Below are 20,242 nucleotides of genomic sequence, written 5' to 3'. Positions count from 1 at the left end.
GGATGGCGGCACGCGAGGGGCGTGGCAATTGGCCACAGCCCGCTCAGATCAAGGAAGTCGCATTTGGTTGCCTCGTGCCGAATCGTTCGCGACAGGTTTTGACGTGACGTCACGCAGAATCACGCCTCATCACAACCGAAGGTTGGGTTGTGCGTCGTTCAATGAGGATGAACATGTCTGCTGCCAGCAATATCCATTCGCTGCTTGCCCGCCTTCTACCCGAGCGGGTCATCGCCCCACCGGCTCCCGTCGGGAGGCGACAGCGGCTGTTTGCCGGTGTGGGCTTGCCCAGCCAGCGGTCGCTGCTGGTCAACCGCCTGGATGAGGCCAGCGACCTGCAGGCAGTGTATGTCGACCTTCGCCGTCAGGCGTTGCAAGGCAGTGTGGCGGCACTGAATGACCTTGGCTGGATCTGGCTCAACGGCAAGTACTGGCGCGCCGATACCGAATTGGCCGGGCACCTGTTGCGCATGGCGGCCCTGCAGGGCAATGCTGCTGCCTGGTTCAACCTTGGGCAGCAGCACTACTTCGGCAAGGGCATCGAGCCTTCCTACGTGCAGGCGGCGGAGTGCTACCGCCAGGCCTTCGAGCGCGGGATGCTGCATGCCGCGGCGGCGCTGGGAGACCTGTATGAGGAGGAGGTGTGCGATGGCGACCTGGATTGGCAGGTAGACCTGGTGCAGGCCTACCAGTGGTTCCTGCGCGGGGCCGAGCGGGGCGAGGCGCGTTGCCGTTTCGAGGTGGGCTACCGGTTGATGCACGGGCTGTATGTAGAGGCCGACCTCAAGGCGGCGCTGTACTGGCTGGAGCTGGCGGCAGCGGCGGGAGTCGTGCAGGCGGCAGAGGAATTGGCAGTGCATTTCAGCAGCCGTGACGTGGTGCGCTACCAGGAGTGGCGGGACCGGGCAGTGCAAATGGGTAGCACCTTGGCTTTGACCATGAAGTTGGAAGATCAGATCCAATCCTGATCGTCTGCAGCCTGTGCCGGCAGGTAAAAAGCTCCAGCATGAACAACAATTCATCCATACCCCTCGTCACCCCCTGTTGACGGCGGGGGGAGGGCAAGGCGTATATTGATAGTTAGCAAACTATGAATATGCTTGGTTCCCCTCATGTCCCTTGATCTACTGCGCCTGCAAGTCAGCAGTGGCATGGTGGTTGCGGCCCGCCACTGGCGGCGCATCTGCCATACCGCCCTGACCGGTTACGGCATTTCCGAGGCCTGCGCCGCGCCGCTGCTGATGATCGTGCGCCTGGGTGACGGTGTGCACCAGGTGGCCGTGGCACAGGCTGCCGGCCTGGAAAGCCCTTCTCTGGTGCGTCTGCTCGATCAACTGTGCAAGGCCGGCCTGGTGTGCCGCAGCGAGGATCCACTGGATCGCCGCGCCAAGGCCCTGAGCCTGACCGCCGAAGGCCGTGCCTTGGCCGAAGCCATCGAGGCCGAACTGGTGCGCCTGCGCCGCGATGTGCTGCACGGTATCGACCAGGCCGACCTGGAAGCCGCCTTGCGCGTGCTGCGCGCCTTCGAGGCTGCAGGCCTGGGCAGCTCGGGCGGGGCGGCATGAACGGCTTCTTCAGCTCGGTTCCCCCGGCCCGCGACTGGTTCTACGGCGTGCGTACTTTCGCTGCCTCCATGATCGCCTTGTACATCGCGTTGCTCATGCAGCTGCCGCGCCCCTATTGGGCGATGGCCACGGTGTACATCGTCTCCAGCCCGTTCGTCGGCCCGACCAGCTCAAAGGCGCTGTACCGCGCCGTGGGCACGTTGCTTGGCGCCGGTGGGGCCATTTTCCTGGTGCCGCCGCTGGTGCAGTCACCGTTGCTGCTGAGCATCGCCATTGCCCTGTGGACAGGCACCTTGCTGTTCCTTTCGCTGAACCTGCGCACGGCCAACAACTACGTGCTGATGCTGGCCGGCTACACCCTGCCGATGATCGCGCTGGCGGTAGTGGATAACCCGTTGGCGGTGTTCGACGTAGCGTCTTCTCGCGCCCAGGAAATCTGCCTGGGTATCGTCTGCGCGGCGGTGGTCGGGGCCATTTTCTGGCCGCGCCGGCTGGCGCCGGTGGTGGTCGGCGCCACCAGTAACTGGTTCACCGAGGCGATCCGCTACAGCGACATCTACCTGGCCCGTGAGGTCAGCGCCGACAAGATCGGCGGTATGCGTGGGGCGATGGTTGCTACCTTCAACTCGCTGGAGCTGATGATCGGTCAGCTCGGCCACGAAGGTGCCGGCCCGCATACCGTGAAGAACGCCCGCGAGTTGCGTGGGCGGATGATTCACCTGCTGCCGGTGATCGACGCGCTCGACGACGCCCTGGTGGCCCTGGAAGGCCGCGCCCCGGCCCAGTTCGCTCAGCTTCAACCTGTGCTTGAGGCCGCTCGCGAATGGCTGAAAGGCACTGCCGACAGCCCCTCGGTCGCACGCTGGACCACGCTGCACGAGCAGATCGACCGCCTGCAGCCAGGTGCTGCGGCCCTAGACCAGCGCGCCGAGCTGCTGCTGTCCAACGCCCTGTACCGCCTGACCGAATGGGCTGACCTGTGGCAGGACTGCTGCACCCTGCAGCACGCCCTGCGTACCGATGATGCCAAGCCCTGGCGCGCGGTGTACCGCCACTGGCGCCTGGGCCGCCTGACGGCCTTCTTCGACCGTGGCCTGATGCTGTATTCGGTGGCCTCCACCGTATTGGCGATCGTCGTCGCTTGCGGCCTGTGGATCGGCCTGGGCTGGAACGACGGCGCCAGCGCGGTGATCCTCGCGGCCGTGTCGTGCAGCTTCTTCGCCGCCATGGACGACCCGGCGCCGCAGATCTACCGGTTTTTCTTCTGGACGCTGATGTCGGTCATCTTCTCCAGCCTGTACCTGTTCCTGGTGTTGCCCAACCTGCACGATTTCCCGATGCTGGTGCTGGCTTTCGCCGTGCCGTTCATCTGCATCGGCACCCTCACCGTGCAGCCGAGGTTTTACCTGGGCACCTTGCTGACCATCGTCAACACCTCGACCTTCATCAGCATCCAGGGCGCCTACGACGCCGACTTCTTCACCTTCCTCAACTCCAACCTTGCCGGTCCCGTTGGCTTGTTGTTCGCCTTCATCTGGACCCTGGTGATGCGCCCGTTCGGCGTGGAGCTGGCGGCCAAGCGCATGACCCGCTTCGCCTGGCGTGACATCGTCGAAATGACCGAGCCGGCGACCCTGGCCGAACACCGCCAGGTTGGCGTGCAGATGCTCGACCGCCTGATGCAGCACCTGCCGCGCCTGTCGCAAACCGGCCAGGACAGTGGTGTGGCACTGCGTGACCTGCGTGTGGGGCTGAACCTGCTCGACCTGCTGGCCTATATGCCGCGCGCCGGCCAGCAGGCCCGCGAGCGCCTGAGCACGGTGGTCGAGGAAGTCGGCGCGCACTATGCCGCCTGCCTGCGTGCCGGCGAGCGCCTGCACGCACCAGCCGCGCTGCTGCGCAACATGGAGCGCGCCCGGCTGGCGCTGAACCTGGATGAGCTGTACGAGCGCGGCGATGCCCGCACCCACCTGCTGCATGCCCTGAGCGGCCTGCGCCTGGCGTTGCTGCCAGGTGTGGAGGTGATGCTCGAACCCGCCGAACAACCGCAACTGCCCCCCGGCCTCGACGGAGCACCCCTGTGATTGGTGAACTGGATATCAGCGGGGTGTTCCTGCCTACGCTGCTGGTGATGATGTTTGGCACCTACCTGCTGTTCCTGGGGGTGCATGCGGTGCTGGTGCGCCTGCACTTCTACCGCCTGGTCTGGCACCGGGCGTTGTTCAACGTTGCCCTGTATGCCGTGCTGCTTGGCGCGGTGGACCACTTTTGCCGAAACTTGATGCTGCCATGAAAAAACCTTTGCTGACCCTGGGCCGTGTGGTCCTGACCTTGCTGGTAGTGACCTTCGCCGCCGTGCTCGTGTGGCAGATGGTGGTGTACTACATGTTTGCCCCCTGGACCCGCGACGGCCACATCCGCGCCGACGTGATCCAGATCGCCCCGGACGTGTCGGGGTTGATCCAGAAGGTCGAGGTGCGCGACAACCAGACCGTCAAGCGCGGCGACGTGCTGTTCACCATCGACCAGGACCGCTTCAGCCTGGCCCTGCGCCAGGCCAAGGCAACCCTCGGCGAACGCCAGGAAACCCTGGCCCAGGCTTCGCGCGAAGCGCAGCGCAACCGCAAGCTGGGCAACCTGGTGGCCGCCGAGCAATTGGAAGAAAGCCAGTCTCGCGAGGCCCGCGCCCGTTCGGCCGTCAGCGAGGCGCAGGTGGCGGTCGATACTGCCCAGCTCAACCTTGACCGTTCGGTCGTGCGCAGCCCGGTGGATGGCTACCTCAACGACCGCGCGCCGCGTAACCACGAGTTCGTCACCGCTGGCCGCCCGGTGCTGTCGGTGGTCGACAGTGCCTCATACCACGTCGACGGTTATTTCGAAGAAACCAAGCTGGGTGGCATCCAAATCGGCGACGCCGTGGACATCCGCGTCATGGGCGACAACACCCGGCTGCGCGGCCACGTACAGAGCTTTGCCGCTGGCATCGAAGACCGTGACCGCAGCAGCGGTGCCAACCTGCTGCCCAACGTCAACCCGGCCTTCAGCTGGGTGCGCCTGGCTCAGCGCATTCCGGTGCGCATCGCCTTTGACGAAGTGCCGCAAGACTTCCGCATGATCGCCGGGCGTACTGCCACGGTGTCGATTATCGAGGGCCAGCGCCCATGAAACAGCTGATCCTGGCTGGCCTGTGCCTGTCGTTGGGGGCCTGCATGATGGTGGGGCCCGACTATGAGGTGCCGAAGGATGCGGCGGTGCAACGCAGCGACCTGAACGGCCCGCTGCGCCAGGATGCCGACAGCGTGGTTTCGGCACCGGTGCCCGAAGACTGGTGGCAGCTGTATCAGGACCAACGGCTGAACGAGCTGGTGCGTCAGGCACTGAGTGCCAACACCGAGCTGCGCGTGGCCGCGGCCAACATCGCCAAGGCCCGGGCCCAAGTGGAGGTGGCCGAATCGCAAGGCGGCTTCAACGGTGGCGTCAAGCTTGGCGCCCAGCGCCTGCAGGAGTCGGGCGAAGCCTTCCTGTTGCCGGAAAAAGTACCGGTGGCCAACATCGGTGAGGCCATCATCAGCGCCTCGTACCAGTTCGACTTGTGGGGCACCTTCAAGCGCGGCACCGAAGCGGCCAAGGCCAACGCCGACGCAGTGCAGGCCGCTGCCGATACTGCTCGTATTACCTTGGTGGCAGACGTGGTCAAGGCCTACACCCAGGTGTGCTCGGCCAACGAGGAGTACCACATTGCCCGCGAGTCGCTCGACTTGCAGGAACAGAGCGTGACGCTCAACCAGCGCCTGCGTGATGCCGGGCGTGGTGATGAAACCCAGGTCACCCGCTCGCAGACTCAGTTCAAATCCCTGCGCGCCGAACTGCCACGTTTCAAAGCCGAGCGCGAGACCGGCATGTATACCCTGGCGGCTCTGTTGGCCAAACCCGTCGGCCAGCTGCCTGCGGGCACCGCTGATTGTGCCGAACTGCCGCACCTGAACCAGCTGGTTCCGGTAGGCGATGGCGCCGCGTTGCTCAAGCGCCGCCCCGACGTGCGCCAGGCCGAGCGTCAGCTGGCTGCTGCCACGGCCTCCATCGGCGTCGCCACGGGCGCACTGTACCCGGACATCAGCATCGGCGCTCAGGTGGGCACTATCGGTATCCTGGAAAACCTCGGCGAGCCTGCAACCAACCGCTGGGGCTTCGGCCCGCAGATCAGCTGGAGTATCCCCACCAACGGTACCCGCGCGCGCATTCGCATGGCCGAAGCTTCTACCCAGGCAGCCTTGGCGAACTTCGATGGGGTGGTGCTGAACGCCATTCGCGAAACTCAGACGCGCCTGGCGCAGTACAGCGCCTTACTGGACCGGCGTGATGCGCTGGCCGAGGCGGAGAAATCGGCCAAGGAAGCGGCGGACCAGACGCACCGCTATTACCAGGCAGGGCGTGAGTCGTTCCTGGCGGATTTGCAGGCGACGCGGACTTACACTGATATGCGTGCTCAGCTGGCGGCGGCCAATAGCCAGGTGGCGATGGGGCAAATCGGGGTATTCCTGGCGTTGGGCGGGGGCTGGAAGGACACCGCCAAGCACTGATGAGATCCTTGTGGGGTGGATGTTCATGCCCCACTTCATCTGATTTGTACCAAGATTTTTCATGAAATCCGCCCTGCACCCTTGAGGGAAGCCAAGTCGGAGTGAACAATGTTCTCTTTCGCATTCCCTTCGAGACTGGCCATGAATACCCGTTCCCGTCTGCTCACCTGGCTGCCGGCTCTATTGCTCGGCCCGGTGCTGGCGCTGTGTAGCACCTTGGCGCTGGCCGAGTCGCCCGCCGAGGCCGCAAAAGCCTTGCACCTGCTGGACTACATTGGCGCCGATTACCCACCGACCGTTCAAGAAGGCAAGGTGATCGACGAGGGTGAATACCGCGAGCAACAGGAGTTTGGCGCGGTATTGGGCGACCTGGTCAAAGGCCTTCCCGCAAATGCCGAGCAAGCGGCACTGGAGCAGGGCGTCCAGGCATTGCGCCAGGCCATCGATCAGCGCCAAGAGGGCACAGCGGTCGCCAAGCAGGCCCGCCAGCTGGGCGCGCGCCTGGCTGTAGCCTACGAGGTCAGTCAGGCCCCGGTGATCACCCCGGACCCCGCCCGTGGCGCGGCGCTGTATGCGCAAAACTGCGCCATCTGCCACGGTGACACGGGGGCTGGCGACGGACCGGCTGGCGTGGGCCTGGAGCCTGCCCCAGCCAACTTGCGTGATGCGGCACGCCTCGACCAGTTGAGCTTGTTCGACCTGTACAACACACTGGCCCTGGGCATCGACGGCACCGAAATGCCGTCCTTTGCCGACCAGTTGGACGACCGCCAGCGCTGGGATGTGGCCGCTTATATCGCCAGCTTCACCGCCAAGCCAGAAGCTGGCAAAGGTGACAAGACCTGGAACATCGCCGACCTGGCCCGCCAGACCCCGGCTGAGGTCGCTGCCAATGAAGGCGCGGCGGTGCTGGAAGCATTCCGCGCGCAGCGTGCCCAGCCGCCGCAGGTCAAACGTGGCCCGGCGCAACTGCTCGAATACACCGCCAGCACGCTGGACAAGAGCCTGGCGGCCTACCGCGCAGGTGACCATGACCAGGCCTATGACCTGTCGGTGGCGGCCTACCTGGAAGGTTTCGAGTTGGTGGAAAGCTCACTGGACAATATCGACACCCAGGCGCGCAAGGACACCGAAAAATCCCTCATGGCCTACCGCCAATCGCTGCAGGACGGGTTGCCCGTGGCTCAGGCCGAGCAACGGCTGGCCGAAGCCAAGCGCAAGCTGGACCAGGCCGCCAAGCTGTTGGGCAGCGATGGCCTGAGCTGGTCGCTTAGCTATATCTCCGGTTTGCTGATCCTGTTGCGCGAAGGGCTGGAAGCGATTCTGGTGCTGGCGGCAATTCTGGCCTTCCTGCGTAACACCGGGCAGCAGTCGGCGGTACGCAGCGTCAACATAGGCTGGGGCCTGGCGCTGGTTGCCGGCTTCGCCACCTGGGCGCTGGCGGCCTATGTGATCGATGTGGGTGGGGCTCAGCGCGAGCTGCTGGAAGGCTGCACGGCCTTGTTCGCTGCGGTGATGGTGTTGTGGCTAGGGGTATGGATGCACGACCGTCGACACGCCGCTGCCTGGCAGAACTACATCAAGAGCAGCCTGGTTAGCGGCGGCGGGCGTTTCGGCTTCGCCCTACTGGCGTTTTTCTCGGTGTACCGCGAACTGTTCGAAGTGATCCTGTTCTACGAAACCCTGTGGTTGCAGGCAGGCCCTGCTGGGCATCAGGCTGTGCTGGCGGGTGGCGCCACGGCACTGGTGCTGTTGGTGGGCTTGGCTTGGGTGATTCTGCGTGGCTCTGCGAAGCTGCCGCTTTCGCTGTTCTTCAGCATCAACGCCGCGCTGCTGTGCGCGCTGTCGGTGGTGTTCGCCGGGCATGGCGTGAAGGCGCTGCAAGAGGCCGGGGTGCTGGGCACGCGGCCGGTAGCGTTCTTCGAGTTCGACTGGTTGGGGATTCATGCCGACGCCTACTCGTTGTCGGCGCAGGCGGTGGCCTTGATGGCCATCGTGTTCCTGTACGGGCGTTCGCGTCTGGCGGAAAAGCGCAGGGCAACTGCAAACTGAGCGAGGGGCTGCATGGCAGCCCCTTTTCAATCTCGGCTCAGGCCGGCTGTGGCGCCTTGAGAATGTTCTGCAGCAATTGCACGCTTTCAACGGCGTCATGACCCAGGCTGGTCAGGTAGCCGCCATCAGGTTGATCGGTCAGCCCCTTTTCATGCAGGCGTTGCGCTGCCGCGATCAGGGCAGGGGCGGCGGTACTGTTAATCTTGATGCCTTCCTGGCTGCTGTCGTGTTTGAACAGCGCGAGTACTTCCAGTTCGTCGATCAGATCGGGGGTAAAAGGCATGGCAGCTCCTGACTTCCAGACAAGGATGGCGGCACCGTCAGCGGTGCCTGATCTTCGAGTGTAGTCGGGTTATTCGTCCTCGCCTTGATCCATCTCAGGCGGCAGCTCCGGCAGCGCCCGCAAAGCGTTTTCATACCACTCGCCGTTGAACGCGCGGTCCTCTACCAGCATGTTGTCGATCTCGAAGGCCAGCACATGGGCCATCAGGTTGAGAATGTCTTCACGCTCATAGCCGACCAGGGTCAGCTTGTTGTAAGTGGCTTTGGCCGCTGGCGGTTCGCCGCTTTCGATCTGGTTTTCGATGGCCTGGGTCAGCGTTGCCTCGGCGAAGGCTTCGTCGTCATTGTCGAGGTCGGTGGGCTCGCTCATGGCGGTACTCCTGTGATGGGATACGACAGTGTGCCACGCCCGTGGCGGCAATGCCTGGGCATTGATGGGGTGCATGACGCTAGTCAGGGGCGGGCGTACGGTCTATAAAAGCCGGGCCAACCCCTTACGGCCTGGAGGCTGTTACCTCATGCTCAAGCTTTATGGATTCTCGGTCAGCAACTACTACAACATGGTCAAACTGGCCCTGCTGGAAAAAGGCCTGCCCTTCGAGGAAGTCACATTCTATGGCGGCCAGGCGCCACAGGCACTGAAAGTGAGCCCACGTGGCAAGGTGCCGGTGCTTGAAACCGAACATGGCTTCCTCAGCGAAACCAGTGTGATCCTCGACTACATCGAGCAGACCCAGGGGGGCAAGGCGCTGTTGCCGGCCGACCCATTCGGGCAGGCCAAGGTGCGTGAGCTGCGCAAGGAAATCGAGTTGTATATCGAACTGCCGGCACGAACCTGCTATGCCGAGGCGTTCTTTGGCATGTCGGTGGAGCCACTGATCAAGGAGAAAGCCCGTGCCGACCTGCTGGCTGGCTTTGCCACCCTCAAACGCAATGGGCGTTTCGCACCTTATGTAGCGGGTGAGCAACTGACGCTGGCAGACCTGATGTTCTGCTTCTCGGTCGACCTGGCGTATGCCGTGGGCAAGAAGGTGCTGAACATCGACTTCCTGGCGGACTTCCCGCAGGCCAAGGCGTTGCTGCAGCTGATGAGCGAGAACCCGCACATGGCGCGGGTCGTGGCGGACAAAGAGGCGGCGATGCCAGCCTTCATGGAGATGATTCGTAGCGGTAAACGCTAACGGCCGGGGGCCGCAAAGCGGCCCCAGGCTCTGATCAGCGCGAAGCCAGCAGCGCCTTGCCGCGAACAACCGCCGCACGCACTTGCGCCGGCGCCGTACCACCAATGTGGTTACGGGCATTCACCGAGCCTTCCAGAGTGAGCACGGCAAACACGTCTTGCTCGATCTGGTCGCTGAACTGGCGCAGTTCGTCCAGGCTCATCTCGGCCAGGTCCTTGCCGGTGTCCACACCATACTTCACCGCGTGGCCAACGATTTCGTGGCAGTCACGGAACGGCAGGCCACGGCGTACCAGGTAGTCGGCCAGGTCGGTGGCGGTGGAGAAGCCGCGCAGGGCCGCTTCACGCATGATGGCGTGCTTGGGCTTGATCGCCGGGATCATGTCGGCAAAGGCACGCAGCGAGTCGCGCAGGGTGTCGGCGGCGTCGAACAGCGGTTCCTTGTCTTCCTGGTTGTCCTTGTTGTAGGCCAACGGCTGGCCTTTCATCAGGGTCAGCAGGCCGGTCAAAGCGCCAAACACGCGGCCGGTCTTGCCGCGCACCAGCTCTGGCACGTCCGGGTTCTTTTTCTGCGGCATGATCGAGCTGCCGGTGCAGAAGCGGTCGGGCAGGTCGATGAACTGGAACTGCGCGCTGGTCCACAGCACCAGCTCTTCGGAGAAGCGCGACAGGTGCATCATCGCCACGCTGGCAGCAGCGCAGAATTCGATGGCGAAGTCACGGTCCGATACGCCGTCCAGCGAGTTGCCGGCCACGGCTTCGAAGCCCAGCAGCTTGCAGGTGAGCTCGCGGTCGATCGGGTAGGTGGTGCCAGCCAACGCCGCGCTGCCCAGTGGCATGCGATTGGCGCGCTTGCGGCAGTCGACCAGGCGCTCGTAGTCGCGGCTGAGCATTTCGAACCAGGCCAGCAGGTGGTGGCCGAAGGTGACCGGCTGCGCGGTTTGCAGGTGAGTGAAGCCGGGCATGATGGTTTCGGCTTCGCGCTCGGCCTGCTCCAGCAGGCCCTGCTGCAGGCGGGTTATTTCGGCCAGGATCAGGTCGATTTCGTCGCGCAGCCACAGGCGGATGTCGGTGGCCACCTGGTCGTTGCGGCTACGGCCTGTGTGCAGCTTCTTACCGGTGATGCCGATGCGGTCAGTCAGGCGTGCTTCGATGTTCATGTGCACGTCTTCGAGGTCGACGCGCCAGTCGAAGTTACCGGCTTCGATCTCGCCCTGGATGGTTTTCAGGCCATCGATGATGGTGTCGCGCTCGGCATCGCTGAGCACGCCGACCTGCGCCAGCATGGTGGCATGGGCGATCGAACCCATGATGTCGTGGCGGTACAGGCGCTTGTCGAAATCGACCGAGGCGGTGAAACGGGCGACGAAGGCGTCGACGGGCTCACTGAAGCGGCCGCCCCAGGACTGATTGGTCTTGTCGGTGCTCATGGATTCACTCATTGCAGGCGTGAACGAAAAAGTGGCGCCGATAATAGCAGGGTTGGGCTGGCTGCCGCAGGACGCCGGTCGAGAGAAATGCCCGGAAAATGGCAGAGAAGGATTTTAAGGAATGAACGGCAGTGTTCCACGGACCGTCTACAGTTGGACAAGGGACTGGCGGTGAATCTGCCGTCCGAGTGAATCTTTGGCCATCGCACCGGTCTAGAGCGTGACCGCAGTGTCGCTCGAACCACACCTGTCTACGCTATACCTGTGCGAGACTCATTCAGGAATCCAGCGCAATTATGAATGTCCTGATCGTTGATGACGAACCCCAAGGCCGTGAACGCCTCACCCGGCTGCTCGGCGAACTGGAGGGTTACACCGTGCTGGAGCCCAGCGCCACCAACGGCGAGGAGGCCCTGGCGCTGATCGAAAGCCTCAAGCCCGATGTGGTCCTGCTGGACATCGGCATGCCAGGCCTGGATGGCCTGCAGGTCGCCGCTCGCCTGTGCGAACGCGAGGCGCCGCCGGCGGTGGTGTTTTGCACCGGGGACGATGAATACGGTGCCGAGGCATTCAAGGACAGTACCCTCAGCCATGTGACCAAGCCTTTCCAGCCCCAGGCGTTGCGCGATGCCTTGCGCAAGGCCGAAAAACCCAACCGTGCCCAATTGGCGGCGCTTACCCGGCCAGCCAACGAAGGTGGTGGCCCACGCAGCCACATCAGTGCCCGTACACGTAAAGGCATCGAATTGATCCCTATACCCCAGGTGATCTATTTCATCGCCGACCACAAGTACGTGACCTTGCGCCACGAAGCCGGGGAAGTACTGCTCGATGAGCCACTCAAGGCCCTGGAAGACGAGTTTGGCGAACGCTTCGTGCGCATCCACCGCAATGCGTTGGTCGCCCGCGAGCGCATCGAACGCCTGCAGCGCACCCCGCTGGGGCACTTTCAGCTGTACCTGAAAGGCCTGGACGGCGACGCCCTGACCGTCAGCCGCCGGCATGTGGCTGGGGTGCGCAAGATGATGCAGACGCTCTGAGGCCGTCTGCGCAAACCTGTGGCCTGGTTCTGCTCTTGTGGGAGCGGCCTTGTGTCGCGAAAGGGCCGCAAGGCCGCTTTCACACAAAGCCGCACATGACCTGTTGATCCGTATCTGCAAGCGATACCGGCGATGCTGTTATCATCGGTGGTATTTCTCTGGATCGGGGCGTTCCATGTCCACTCGCGAAATCCGCATTGCCACCCGTAAAAGTGCCTTGGCCCTGTGGCAGGCCGAATACGTCAAAGCCCGTCTCGAGCAGGCTCACCCGGGTCTGCTGGTGACCCTGGTGCCCATGGTCAGCCGTGGTGACAAGCTACTCGACGCGCCGCTGGCGAAAATCGGCGGCAAAGGCCTGTTCGTCAAGGAGCTGGAAACCGCCCTGCTGGACAACGAAGCCGACATCGCCGTGCATTCGATGAAGGACGTGCCCATGGACTTCCCCGAAGGCCTGGGCCTGTACTGCATCTGCGAGCGTGAAGACCCGCGTGACGCCTTCGTTTCCAATACGTTCGACAGCCTCGAAGCACTACCTGCCGGCAGCATCGTCGGCACCTCCAGCCTGCGCCGCCAGGCCCAGTTGCTGGCGCGCCGGCCAGACCTGCAAATCCGCTTTCTGCGGGGCAACGTCAACACCCGCCTGGCCAAGCTGGATGCCGGCGAGTACGACGCCATCATCCTCGCCGCCGCTGGCCTGATCCGTCTGGGCTTCGAAGACCGCATCACCTCCACCATCAGCGTCGATGACAGCCTGCCGGCTGGCGGCCAGGGTGCCGTGGGTATCGAGTGCCGCAGTGCCGACGTTGAGATTCATGCATTGCTGGCGCCACTGCACCATGCCGATACCGCCGACCGGGTGGTGGCCGAACGTGCCCTGAACAAGCACCTGAATGGCGGCTGCCAGGTGCCGATCGCCTGCTATGCGGTGCTTGAAGGCGACCAGCTGTGGCTGCGTGGCCTGGTCGGCCAGCCGAGTGGCGGAACGCTGCTGGTGGCCGATGCCCGCGCCCCTCGCGCTGCTGCCGAAACCTTGGGCGTACAGGTAGCCGAGGACTTACTGAGCCAGGGCGCCGAGGCCATCCTCAAGGAAGTCTATGGCGAGGCCGGCCACCCGTGAGCCAATGGCGCCTGTTGCTGACCCGGCCTGCCGAGGACTGCGCGGCACTGGCGCAAAGCCTGGCGGAGGAGGGCGTGGGCAGCAGTTGCCTGCCACTGCTGGCGATTGAGCCCGTTACGTTAGAGACCCCGCAGCGATTGTTACTGGAAGGCCTGCACGGCTTCCAGGCAATCATCGTGGTTAGCAAGCCGGCCGCCCGCCTGTTGCTTGAGCAACTGGCCAAGGCCAGCCTTCAGCCGCCACGCCAAGGCTGGTTCACGGTGGGCGAGGCAACCGCTGCGGTGCTGCAGGGGGCGGGGTTGGAGGTGAGCGCTCCGCCGCGTGGCGATGACAGCGAAGCCTTGCTGGCGCTGCCGGCCCTGCGCCAGGCAGTTGCCGCGCCGGCACCGCGTGTGTTGATCGTTCGCGGCGTCGGAGGTCGCGAACTGCTGGCAGAGCGTCTTGCAGAGCAAGGTGCTAGTGTCGAATATCTGGAAATGTATCGTCGCTGCCTGCCGGTATACCCGGCGGGTACGCTGATGCGCCGCATCGAAGCGGAACGCCTCAATGGCCTGGTGGTCAGCAGTGGGCAGGGTTTTGAACATTTGCAGCAGCTGGCCGGTGCGGATTGGCCGCAGCTGGCACGCCTGCCGCTGTTCGTGCCCAGCCCACGGGTCGCCGAGCAGGCCAGGGCCGCCGGGGCCCAACAGGTTGTGGATTGCCGTGGCGCCAGTGCCACGGCCTTGCTGGCAGCCGTGCAGCGTAGCGCTGCACCTGCCTCTTAAGGCGCTAAGCTGTACGCGATGCGCCCCCATGCAAAGGATGGATACGTGAGCGAGACTGTCTTGTCCAATAACGATCAGCCGTCGGCACAGACGCCGGCGGAACCCGTTACCGCCCCACCTGCCAAGCGCTCCGGCAGTGGCCTGGCAGCGCTGGCCCTGTTGCTTGGCGCGGCCGGGGTGGCGGTAGGTGGCTGGGGTGTCTGGCAGGTGCGTCAACTGCAAGGCAGCGAGTTCAACCAGGGCCAGCACATCGAGGCGCTGACCCAGCGCGCCGAAGCCCTGCAGCAGCGCGAACAGCAGATCAGCGCGCAACTGGCCAGCTTGCCTGCAGCCAGCGAGCTGGAAGACCGCCGACGCCTGGTGGCGCAATTGCAGGGCGACCAGCAGCGCCTCAGCCAGCGCCTGGAAACCGTGCTGGGAGAAAGCCGCAAGGAGTGGCGCCTGGCAGAAGCCGAGCACCTCTTGCGCCTGGCTACCCTGCGCCTTTCGGCCTTGCAGGACATCACCAGTGCCAAAGCCTTGGTCGAAGGCGCCGACGAAATTCTGCGCGAGCAGAGCGACCCGGGTGCTTTCGCCGCCCGGGAGCAACTGGCACGCAGCCTGGCCACGCTCGGCAGCACCCAGCAACCGGACCGTACTGGCCTGTTCCTGAAACTGGCAGCACAGCGTGAGCTGGTACAGCAGCTAAGCGCCCAGTCGCCCGAATTCGACACCAATGCCGATGCGCTTGGCGCCCTGACCGCCGATGGTGATGGTGCCAGCCGGCTGTCGCAGTGGTGGGCAGAAATCTCCAAGTACTTCCAGATCGACTTCAACGCCGATGAAAACGTGCGGCCACTGCTGGCCGGGCAGCAGCTGAACCAGCTGCGCCTGGCCCTGAGCCTGACCATCGAACAGGCCCAGTGGGCGGCGCTCAATGGTGACGCCAAGGTCTACACACAGGCGCTGGATGATGCCCGCAGCGTGCTGCTGGCGAACTTCAACGCCGACAACCCGCAAAGCAAGGCCATGCTCGACAGCCTCAATGCGTTGGCCGATCAGCCCGTGTCCGTGGTTACCCCCGACCTCAGCGAAAGCCTGGCGGCAGTGCAGGCCTACATTCAGCGGCGTCATCTGCCGGCCGAGGCTGAAGGGGGCAAGCCATGAAGCGTGTCTACCTGCTGGCCGTGCTGGCAATCGTGGTTGCCGCCGCGCTGGGCATCGCAGTCGCCAAGCACAGCGGTTACGTGCTGATTTCCTATGGTGGTTTCCGCTATCAATCGGGGCTGTGGGCGGCCCTGGCCGGCTTGCTGGCCGTGGTCGCGCTGTTGTGGCTGTTGCGCTACCTGGTCGGCCTGGTGCTGACCTCCAGCGGTGTGGTCAACCCGTGGTCGCGGCGTAACCGCAGCCGGCGCATCCGCGTGGCCATCGAGCAGGGCCAGCTCGATCTCGCCGAGGGTCGCTGGGCCAGCGCTCAGCGTCACCTGCACCGCGCCGCCGAGGCCGAGCGCCAACCGCTGCTGTATTACCTCGGTGCCGCGCGTGCTGCCAACGAGCAAGGCCGCACCGAAGACAGCGACAACCTGCTGGAGCGTGCCTTGGAGCGCCAGCCGCAAGCGGAACTGGCCATTGCCCTGACCCATGCCCAGTTGCAGATGGACCGTGGTGAAACCGATGGGGCTCTGGAAACCCTGTTGGCCATGCAGGAGCGCCACCCGCACAACAGCCAGGTGTTGCGCCTGCTGCAACGCCTGTACCTGGAGCGCGGCGACTGGTCCGCACTGATCCGCCTGCTGCCCGACCTGCGCAAGGGCAAGGTGTTGCCGCCCGCCGAGCTGGCCGCCCTGGAGCAGCGTGCCTGGGGCCAGAACCTGAGCCTGGCCACCACCCGTGGCGAGGACGCGCAAACTGCACGTCAGGCCCTGGAGCGCGCCTGGCAACAGCTGACCGCAGCCCAGCGCCAAGAGCCACAGCTGGTATTGGCGTACGCCGAGCAATTGCGCCAGGTAGGTGCCCAGAGCGAGGCCGAGCACGTGCTGCGCACTGCCCTCAAGCGCGAATACGAAAGCCACCTGGCCCGCCTTTATGGCTTGGTGCGCGGTGATGATCCGGCGCGTCAGCTGCAAACCGCAGAAGGTTGGCTCAAGGCCCACCCGCAAGACGCCAGCCTGCTGCTGACCTTGGGCCGTCTGAGCCTGCAGAACCGCCTGTGGGGCAAGGCGCGTGATTACCTGGAAAGCAGCCTGCGCATGGAGCGCAACCCCGAGGCCTGTGCCGAGCTGGCTCGCTTGCTCGCGGGGCTGGGCGAGACCGAGCGCAGCAACCAGCTGTTCCAGGAGGGCCTTGGCCTGCTGGACGAACGCCTGCTGGCGCTGCCTTTGCCCGAAGGTGTACGCGCCTGACCCACCCCAAGGCCCGCGCCAAGGTGCGGGCTTCGGGAGCGGGTAATTTATCGATTGCTGTCAGTTAGACCCGTAGTCCATTCCTTCCGGCGCTTCCCACTCCATCGCTGGAAATTTCCTACGCGATTCAGCGACTTGTCGCTGCTGTCGTGCCTTGAAACAAAGCGTGTCTTTCCTCTACCGTTTCAAACCACAACATCTCCCCGGGACTTACCCAGCCCATGCTTCCGGCCCATTTGCGCACCCTTTTTCTTCCTGCCTGCCTGGCTGCAATGGCGGTACTGGTTGTTTCATTCCACCTGGAAAACACACTGGGGTTGGTGCCTTGCCCCTTGTGCTTCAGCCAGCGGTTACTGCTTGGCCTTTACGCGCTGCTGTGCCTCGCGGCGGTGCTGCAGGCACCGGGCACGCGGGGCACCCTTCGTTATGCGCGGGTGGCGCTGGGCTGCTCGCTGGCCGGCGCGGTGCTGGCCGCGCGGCATGTCTGGTTGCAGGGTGCTCATGGGGTCATCCATATGTGCCCGGCGCCGATCGGGCGGGTGTTCGAGCACTCCTGGGCCGAGGCGGCGCGGCAACTGTTGCTGGGGGGGCCCGATTGCAGCTCGCTTACCTGGAGCTTTCTCGACCTGACACTTCCGGAGTGGAGCCTGTTGGCCTTCCTGCTGCTGGCGGTGCTGCCCTTGAGTTGCCTGCTGGCGTATCGTTTCCGCACCCTGGCAAGAACATGACTTGGCGCAAGGTTGCGCCATTAGCGCGACCAATGGCGATATAACAGTGTATTAAACACTTGTATGAACTTTGTGTGCTGCGTACCTTGAAGGCCAGCACGCGCGGGAATAATCTCCCAGCACGCATACCGAAAACACAACTGCTCGATGCCGTCCTGCTGATGACACCTTTGTGCTGCGCGGTCGTGGTGCGAGGTGCAGCGGCATCTACCCAGAAGGGAAGAGATCGCCATGCTCGATAGTTGTCAGAACGCCCAGGAACGCTGGGGTGGGGTTCACAAGCTGATCGACCGTTGGCTGGAGGAGCGCCAGGAACTGGTGCAGGCTTTTCGCGCCCTGCGCGATGTGAAGCCAGCCTTTGCCGACAAGGACACCAACGGGGACTTTTGCGCGCTCCTGGTCGATTACGTTTCGGCGTGGCACTTCGAAGTCTGCGAGCAATTGGCCAGCGAGGCCAAGGCTTTCGGGGACGAGAAGGCGCTGAAGCTGGCCGAAGAAATCAACCCACGGATCAACGACAGCACACAGATCGCACTGGCCTTCAATGACCATTGCGCCAAGGGTGAGTGCAAGGACACCGAGCGCTTTGCCGAAAAACTGGCCAAGTTGGGCGGGCTGTTGCATGAGCGCTTCGAACTTGAGGATTGCCTGATCGAGGTGCTGCACAACGCGCACAAGGAAGAAGGCGCGGTGCAGGCCTGAAGGTTGGCGTCAGTCGCCAACCGCCAGCAGTTCGATCTCGAACACCAGGGGGGTGTAGGGGGCAATCAAATCACCCGCCCCCTCGGCGCCATAGGCTTGCGCTGAAGGAATCACCAGGCGCCATTTGGCGCCCGCGTGCATCTTCGGCAAGGCCACCTGCCAGCCCTCGATTACAGAATCCAGGTTGAACCACTGGGGCGTCTGGTTCTGGTCGAACACCGAACCATCAGGCAACCTGCCCACATAACGCACCTGCACCTTGCCGCCTGCTTTTGGCTGCGCACCCGTACCTGCTTGCAGTTCGCTGTAGAGCACACCTTCCGCTAGTTCGTGTACCCCGTAACGCCCACGCTCGTTGGCCATGAAGCGTGTTTCTGCGGCCTGCAGCTTTTGCACCGAGGCGTCACCTTCCTGCGCTTCATGCTGCTGGAGCACCGCCTGCATGCGTGCCTTGTCGAGCTTGAGGGGTTGCCCCTGATAGGACTGCTTCAGGCCTTCGACCAGTGCATCCAGCTGCAAGCCCGGCATCTCCTGACGCAGCCGCTCACCCAGGCTGGCGCCCAGGCTGTAGGCCAGGTCATGGTCGTCGCTGTCGGCCAAGGCGATGGGGGCCAGCAGGCATAAACCTAAAACAAGATATCGAGGCAACGCCTGACTCCCAAATACCAGCAGTGATTAATTCAGCAACTACACTTTCACGCAGCTGCAAGATAACAACTTTGCCCAGGCATGCAACGCGGCGTAAATATTACGGTCAACATGCCCTAGCGGCGGTAGCAGCAGAAGCATAGTATGAGCCGCAATCTCGTCAGCCAGGAGGTAAACCATGTCGGCCAAAAAGAAGCCAGTAAGTACGCCGTTACACCTGCTCCAGCAACTTTCGGGCAGCTTGCTCGAACACTTGGAAGAAGCCTGCTCGCAAGCGCTGGCTGATGCGGAAAAACTGTTGGCCAAGTTGGAAAAACAGCGTGGCAAGGCGCAGGAAAAACTGCACAACGGTCGCCTGAAACTGCAAGACGCGGCCAAGGCGGGTAAAGCCAAGGCGCAAACCAAGGCGCAAAAAGCCATTGGCGAACTTGAACAGTTGCTCGACGCCCTCAAGGAACGTCAAACCCAGACTCGTTCTTACATTCAGCAACTCAAGCGCGACGCCCAGGACAGCCTCAAACTGGCCCAAGGTGTAGGTAAAGTTCGCGAGGCCGCAGCCAAGGCTCTTGACCTGCGTGCTACCAAACCTGCGGCCAAGCCCGCTGCCAAAGCGACTACTGCTGCCAAACCTGCGGCCAAGCCCGCTGCCAAAGCGACTACTGCTGCCAAACCTGCGGCCAAGCCAGCCGTCAAAGCGACCGCTGCTGCGAAACCTGCAACCAAGCCCGCCGCCAAAGCGACCGCTGCTGCGAAACCTGCAGCCAAGCCCGCCGCCAAAGCGACCGCCGCTGCTAAACCTGCAGCCAAGCCAGCCGCCAAAGCGACCGCCGCTGCTAAACCTGCAGCCAAGCCCGCCGCCAAAGCGACGGCTGCCGCCAAACCTGCAGCCAAGCCAGCCGCCAAAGCGACCGCTGCCGCCAAACCTGCAGCCAAGCCAGCCGCCAAAGCGACCGCTGCTGCCAAACCTGCAGCCAAGCCCGCCGCCAAAGCGACCGCTGCCGCCAAACCTGCAGCCAAGCCAGCTGCCAAAGTGACTGCTGCTGCCAAACCTGCAGCCAAGCCCGCCGCCAAAGCCCCAGCTGCCAAGCCAGCTACCGCCAAGGCACCTGCACGCACAGCCACCAAGCCAGCCGCCAAGCCTGTTGCCAGCAAGCCAGCCGAAGCCAAACCCGCTACGCCAGCCGGCAGCACCCCGGCCGTTACAACCAACTCGGCGACCCCGGCCACTTCGGCAGCCGCGTCGACACCCGCCAGCACCCCGGCTCAGGCGCCGTCTTCGGCGTCCTGAAGCGCAGCCGCCGCGACGCGCAGTTGATCCAGCGCGTCGTGGTGCCGGGCAGGGGCCGGCGCCAGCCGGGCCAGCCAGTCGTCCGAGGGCTCATGGGAGCCCCCGGGCCACTGTCGCGAGCGTTCCTGCAAGCGCTCCAGCAACGTTTTTTCTGCCTGCAACTCCAACCCCTTCACCTGCTCACGCAACGCAGCCAGTTGCGCATCATGCGACGCTGCCGCCCGCCATTGTTGGCGCAGGCTGCGTAACGGGGCCACCACTTCACGCTGCCAGGGCTCGACAACTTCCTGCAGCGCTTGCGCGCGCTCGTCCAGCATGACCACGCCACGTGCCTGCAGCCAGGTTGCGCACAACAGCAGGCAGACATCGCTACCTTGCGCTTGCAGCTCAAGGCACGCGGCTTCCACGCCAGGCCTGGCATACAGGGCCAGGGCGTAACTCCACAGGTCGTTGTGCATGGTTCCACTCGCGCTATGGGCCGAGGA

The 20,242-nt window shown here is 63.9% G+C and carries 21 protein-coding genes; 16 read left to right on the top strand and 5 right to left on the bottom strand.

Going from position 1 to position 20,242, the window contains the following annotated elements; translation table 11 throughout:
• The first annotated feature begins 173 nt into the window (after nucleotides 1-173).
• The 7 genes from APH42_RS14740 (at nucleotide 174) to APH42_RS14710 (ending at nucleotide 8,197) form a co-directional block, all read left to right on the top strand.
• On the top strand, nucleotides 174-968 hold the full coding sequence (locus APH42_RS14740) for a tetratricopeptide repeat protein (RefSeq protein WP_012269983.1): 795 nt from the start codon (nucleotides 174-176) through the stop codon (nucleotides 966-968).
• 144 nt (nucleotides 969-1,112) lie between these two features.
• The gene (locus APH42_RS14735; RefSeq protein WP_060493614.1) at nucleotides 1,113-1,565 is read left to right on the top strand and encodes a MarR family winged helix-turn-helix transcriptional regulator; all 453 of its coding nucleotides are present in this window, start codon (nucleotides 1,113-1,115) and stop codon (nucleotides 1,563-1,565) included.
• Entirely contained in the window at nucleotides 1,562-3,649 is a 2,088-nt protein-coding gene (locus APH42_RS14730) for an FUSC family protein (protein WP_012269985.1), read from the top strand. Before APH42_RS14735 ends, APH42_RS14730 begins: the two co-directional genes overlap by 4 nt.
• Entirely contained in the window at nucleotides 3,646-3,858 is a 213-nt protein-coding gene (locus APH42_RS14725; RefSeq protein WP_003255905.1) for a DUF1656 domain-containing protein, read from the top strand. Before APH42_RS14730 ends, APH42_RS14725 begins: the two co-directional genes overlap by 4 nt.
• Entirely contained in the window at nucleotides 3,855-4,730 is an 876-nt protein-coding gene (locus APH42_RS14720; protein ID WP_012269986.1) for an HlyD family secretion protein, read from the top strand. The genes APH42_RS14725 and APH42_RS14720 overlap by 4 nt, the downstream gene beginning before the upstream one ends.
• Nucleotides 4,727-6,145, top strand: a complete 1,419-nt coding sequence (locus APH42_RS14715; protein ID WP_060493613.1) for an efflux transporter outer membrane subunit — start codon at nucleotides 4,727-4,729, stop codon at nucleotides 6,143-6,145. Before APH42_RS14720 ends, APH42_RS14715 begins: the two co-directional genes overlap by 4 nt.
• A 108-nt stretch (nucleotides 6,146-6,253) precedes the next feature.
• Nucleotides 6,254-8,197: a cytochrome c/FTR1 family iron permease gene (locus APH42_RS14710; RefSeq protein WP_060493612.1), complete on the top strand. Its 1,944-nt coding sequence runs from the start codon at nucleotides 6,254-6,256 to the stop codon at nucleotides 8,195-8,197.
• 37 nt (nucleotides 8,198-8,234) lie between these two features.
• Here APH42_RS14710 and APH42_RS14705 read toward each other — a convergent pair whose 3' ends face one another.
• The gene (locus APH42_RS14705; protein ID WP_012269989.1) at nucleotides 8,235-8,480 is read right to left on the bottom strand and encodes a TIGR02647 family protein; all 246 of its coding nucleotides are present in this window, start codon (nucleotides 8,478-8,480) and stop codon (nucleotides 8,235-8,237) included.
• 69 nt (nucleotides 8,481-8,549) lie between these two features.
• Nucleotides 8,550-8,849: a hypothetical protein gene (locus APH42_RS14700; protein ID WP_012269990.1), complete on the bottom strand. Its 300-nt coding sequence runs from the start codon at nucleotides 8,847-8,849 to the stop codon at nucleotides 8,550-8,552.
• A 148-nt stretch (nucleotides 8,850-8,997) separates the two neighbouring features.
• Between APH42_RS14700 and APH42_RS14695 the strand changes: the two genes are divergently transcribed.
• Nucleotides 8,998-9,660 carry a glutathione S-transferase gene (locus tag APH42_RS14695; protein ID WP_060493611.1) on the top strand — a complete coding sequence of 221 codons (663 nt, stop codon included), beginning with the start codon at nucleotides 8,998-9,000 and terminating at the stop codon, nucleotides 9,658-9,660.
• A gap of 34 nt (nucleotides 9,661-9,694) precedes the next feature.
• Here the strand turns inward: APH42_RS14695 and argH are convergent, their stop codons facing one another.
• Nucleotides 9,695-11,089, bottom strand: coding sequence for an argininosuccinate lyase (gene argH, locus APH42_RS14690; protein WP_012269992.1), 1,395 nt, complete (start codon nucleotides 11,087-11,089; stop codon nucleotides 9,695-9,697).
• 296 nt (nucleotides 11,090-11,385) lie between these two features.
• Between argH and APH42_RS14685 the strand changes: the two genes are divergently transcribed.
• The 7 genes from APH42_RS14685 to APH42_RS14655 all read left to right on the top strand — a co-directional run bounded on the left by APH42_RS14685 (nucleotide 11,386) and on the right by APH42_RS14655 (nucleotide 17,821).
• A complete protein-coding gene (locus APH42_RS14685; RefSeq protein ID WP_012269993.1) occupies nucleotides 11,386-12,129 on the top strand; it encodes a LytTR family DNA-binding domain-containing protein in 744 nt (247 codons plus the stop codon).
• A gap of 175 nt (nucleotides 12,130-12,304) precedes the next feature.
• Nucleotides 12,305-13,246, top strand: a complete 942-nt coding sequence (gene hemC / locus APH42_RS14680; RefSeq protein WP_060493610.1) for a hydroxymethylbilane synthase — start codon at nucleotides 12,305-12,307, stop codon at nucleotides 13,244-13,246.
• Nucleotides 13,243-14,010, top strand: a complete 768-nt coding sequence (locus APH42_RS30465) for a uroporphyrinogen-III synthase (protein WP_060493609.1) — start codon at nucleotides 13,243-13,245, stop codon at nucleotides 14,008-14,010. The genes hemC and APH42_RS30465 overlap by 4 nt, the downstream gene beginning before the upstream one ends.
• Nucleotides 14,011-14,055: 45 nt before the next feature.
• Nucleotides 14,056-15,156: a uroporphyrinogen-III C-methyltransferase gene (locus APH42_RS30460; RefSeq protein ID WP_012269996.1), complete on the top strand. Its 1,101-nt coding sequence runs from the start codon at nucleotides 14,056-14,058 to the stop codon at nucleotides 15,154-15,156.
• Nucleotides 15,153-16,391, top strand: a complete 1,239-nt coding sequence (locus tag APH42_RS14665; RefSeq protein ID WP_012269997.1) for a heme biosynthesis protein HemY — start codon at nucleotides 15,153-15,155, stop codon at nucleotides 16,389-16,391. Before APH42_RS30460 ends, APH42_RS14665 begins: the two co-directional genes overlap by 4 nt.
• Nucleotides 16,392-16,612: 221 nt before the next feature.
• A complete protein-coding gene (locus tag APH42_RS14660; protein ID WP_012269998.1) occupies nucleotides 16,613-17,119 on the top strand; it encodes a disulfide bond formation protein B in 507 nt (168 codons plus the stop codon).
• A gap of 231 nt (nucleotides 17,120-17,350) precedes the next feature.
• Nucleotides 17,351-17,821: an Rsd/AlgQ family anti-sigma factor gene (locus tag APH42_RS14655; RefSeq protein WP_012269999.1), complete on the top strand. Its 471-nt coding sequence runs from the start codon at nucleotides 17,351-17,353 to the stop codon at nucleotides 17,819-17,821.
• 9 nt (nucleotides 17,822-17,830) lie between these two features.
• Here APH42_RS14655 and APH42_RS14650 read toward each other — a convergent pair whose 3' ends face one another.
• On the bottom strand, nucleotides 17,831-18,469 hold the full coding sequence (locus APH42_RS14650; protein WP_012270000.1) for an FKBP-type peptidyl-prolyl cis-trans isomerase: 639 nt from the start codon (nucleotides 18,467-18,469) through the stop codon (nucleotides 17,831-17,833).
• 178 nt (nucleotides 18,470-18,647) lie between these two features.
• On the opposite strand from APH42_RS14650, the gene APH42_RS14645 reads away from it, so the two are divergent.
• Entirely contained in the window at nucleotides 18,648-19,757 is a 1,110-nt protein-coding gene (locus APH42_RS14645; RefSeq protein WP_060493608.1) for an AlgP family protein, read from the top strand.
• Here the strand turns inward: APH42_RS14645 and APH42_RS14640 are convergent.
• Nucleotides 19,733-20,215: a TIGR02444 family protein gene (locus tag APH42_RS14640; protein ID WP_060493607.1), complete on the bottom strand. Its 483-nt coding sequence runs from the start codon at nucleotides 20,213-20,215 to the stop codon at nucleotides 19,733-19,735. The genes APH42_RS14645 and APH42_RS14640 overlap by 25 nt on opposite strands.
• Nucleotides 20,216-20,242 lie beyond the last annotated feature (27 nt).

The sequence above is a fragment of the Pseudomonas sp. NBRC 111140 genome, assembly GCF_001320885.1.
GTDB classification, from domain to species: Bacteria; Pseudomonadota; Gammaproteobacteria; order Pseudomonadales; family Pseudomonadaceae; genus Aquipseudomonas; species Aquipseudomonas putida_P.
Note: the sequence above shows the minus strand (reverse complement) of the source record. Positions and strands in the feature narration are given on the sequence as shown.

Bases quoted from the DNA above. Each gene is read 5' to 3' on its own strand.
- APH42_RS14740 (WP_012269983.1), top strand. From the start codon at position 174: ATGTCTGCTGCCAGCAATATCCATTCGCTGCTTGCCCGCCTTCTACCC.
- APH42_RS14735 (WP_060493614.1), top strand. From the start codon at position 1,113: ATGTCCCTTGATCTACTGCGCCTGCAAGTCAGCAGTGGCATGGTGGTT.
- APH42_RS14730 (WP_012269985.1), top strand. From the start codon at position 1,562: ATGAACGGCTTCTTCAGCTCGGTTCCCCCGGCCCGCGACTGGTTCTAC.
- APH42_RS14720 (WP_012269986.1), top strand. From the start codon at position 3,855: ATGAAAAAACCTTTGCTGACCCTGGGCCGTGTGGTCCTGACCTTGCTG.
- APH42_RS14715 (WP_060493613.1), top strand. From the start codon at position 4,727: ATGAAACAGCTGATCCTGGCTGGCCTGTGCCTGTCGTTGGGGGCCTGC.
- APH42_RS14710 (WP_060493612.1), top strand. From the start codon at position 6,254: ATGTTCTCTTTCGCATTCCCTTCGAGACTGGCCATGAATACCCGTTCC.
- APH42_RS14705 (WP_012269989.1), bottom strand. From the start codon at position 8,480: ATGCCTTTTACCCCCGATCTGATCGACGAACTGGAAGTACTCGCGCTG.
- APH42_RS14700 (WP_012269990.1), bottom strand. From the start codon at position 8,849: ATGAGCGAGCCCACCGACCTCGACAATGACGACGAAGCCTTCGCCGAG.
- APH42_RS14695 (WP_060493611.1), top strand. From the start codon at position 8,998: ATGCTCAAGCTTTATGGATTCTCGGTCAGCAACTACTACAACATGGTC.
- argH (WP_012269992.1), bottom strand. From the start codon at position 11,089: ATGAGCACCGACAAGACCAATCAGTCCTGGGGCGGCCGCTTCAGTGAG.
- APH42_RS14685 (WP_012269993.1), top strand. From the start codon at position 11,386: ATGAATGTCCTGATCGTTGATGACGAACCCCAAGGCCGTGAACGCCTC.
- hemC (WP_060493610.1), top strand. From the start codon at position 12,305: ATGTCCACTCGCGAAATCCGCATTGCCACCCGTAAAAGTGCCTTGGCC.
- APH42_RS14665 (WP_012269997.1), top strand. From the start codon at position 15,153: ATGAAGCGTGTCTACCTGCTGGCCGTGCTGGCAATCGTGGTTGCCGCC.
- APH42_RS14660 (WP_012269998.1), top strand. From the start codon at position 16,613: ATGCTTCCGGCCCATTTGCGCACCCTTTTTCTTCCTGCCTGCCTGGCT.
- APH42_RS14655 (WP_012269999.1), top strand. From the start codon at position 17,351: ATGCTCGATAGTTGTCAGAACGCCCAGGAACGCTGGGGTGGGGTTCAC.
- APH42_RS14645 (WP_060493608.1), top strand. From the start codon at position 18,648: ATGTCGGCCAAAAAGAAGCCAGTAAGTACGCCGTTACACCTGCTCCAG.
- APH42_RS14640 (WP_060493607.1), bottom strand. From the start codon at position 20,215: ATGCACAACGACCTGTGGAGTTACGCCCTGGCCCTGTATGCCAGGCCT.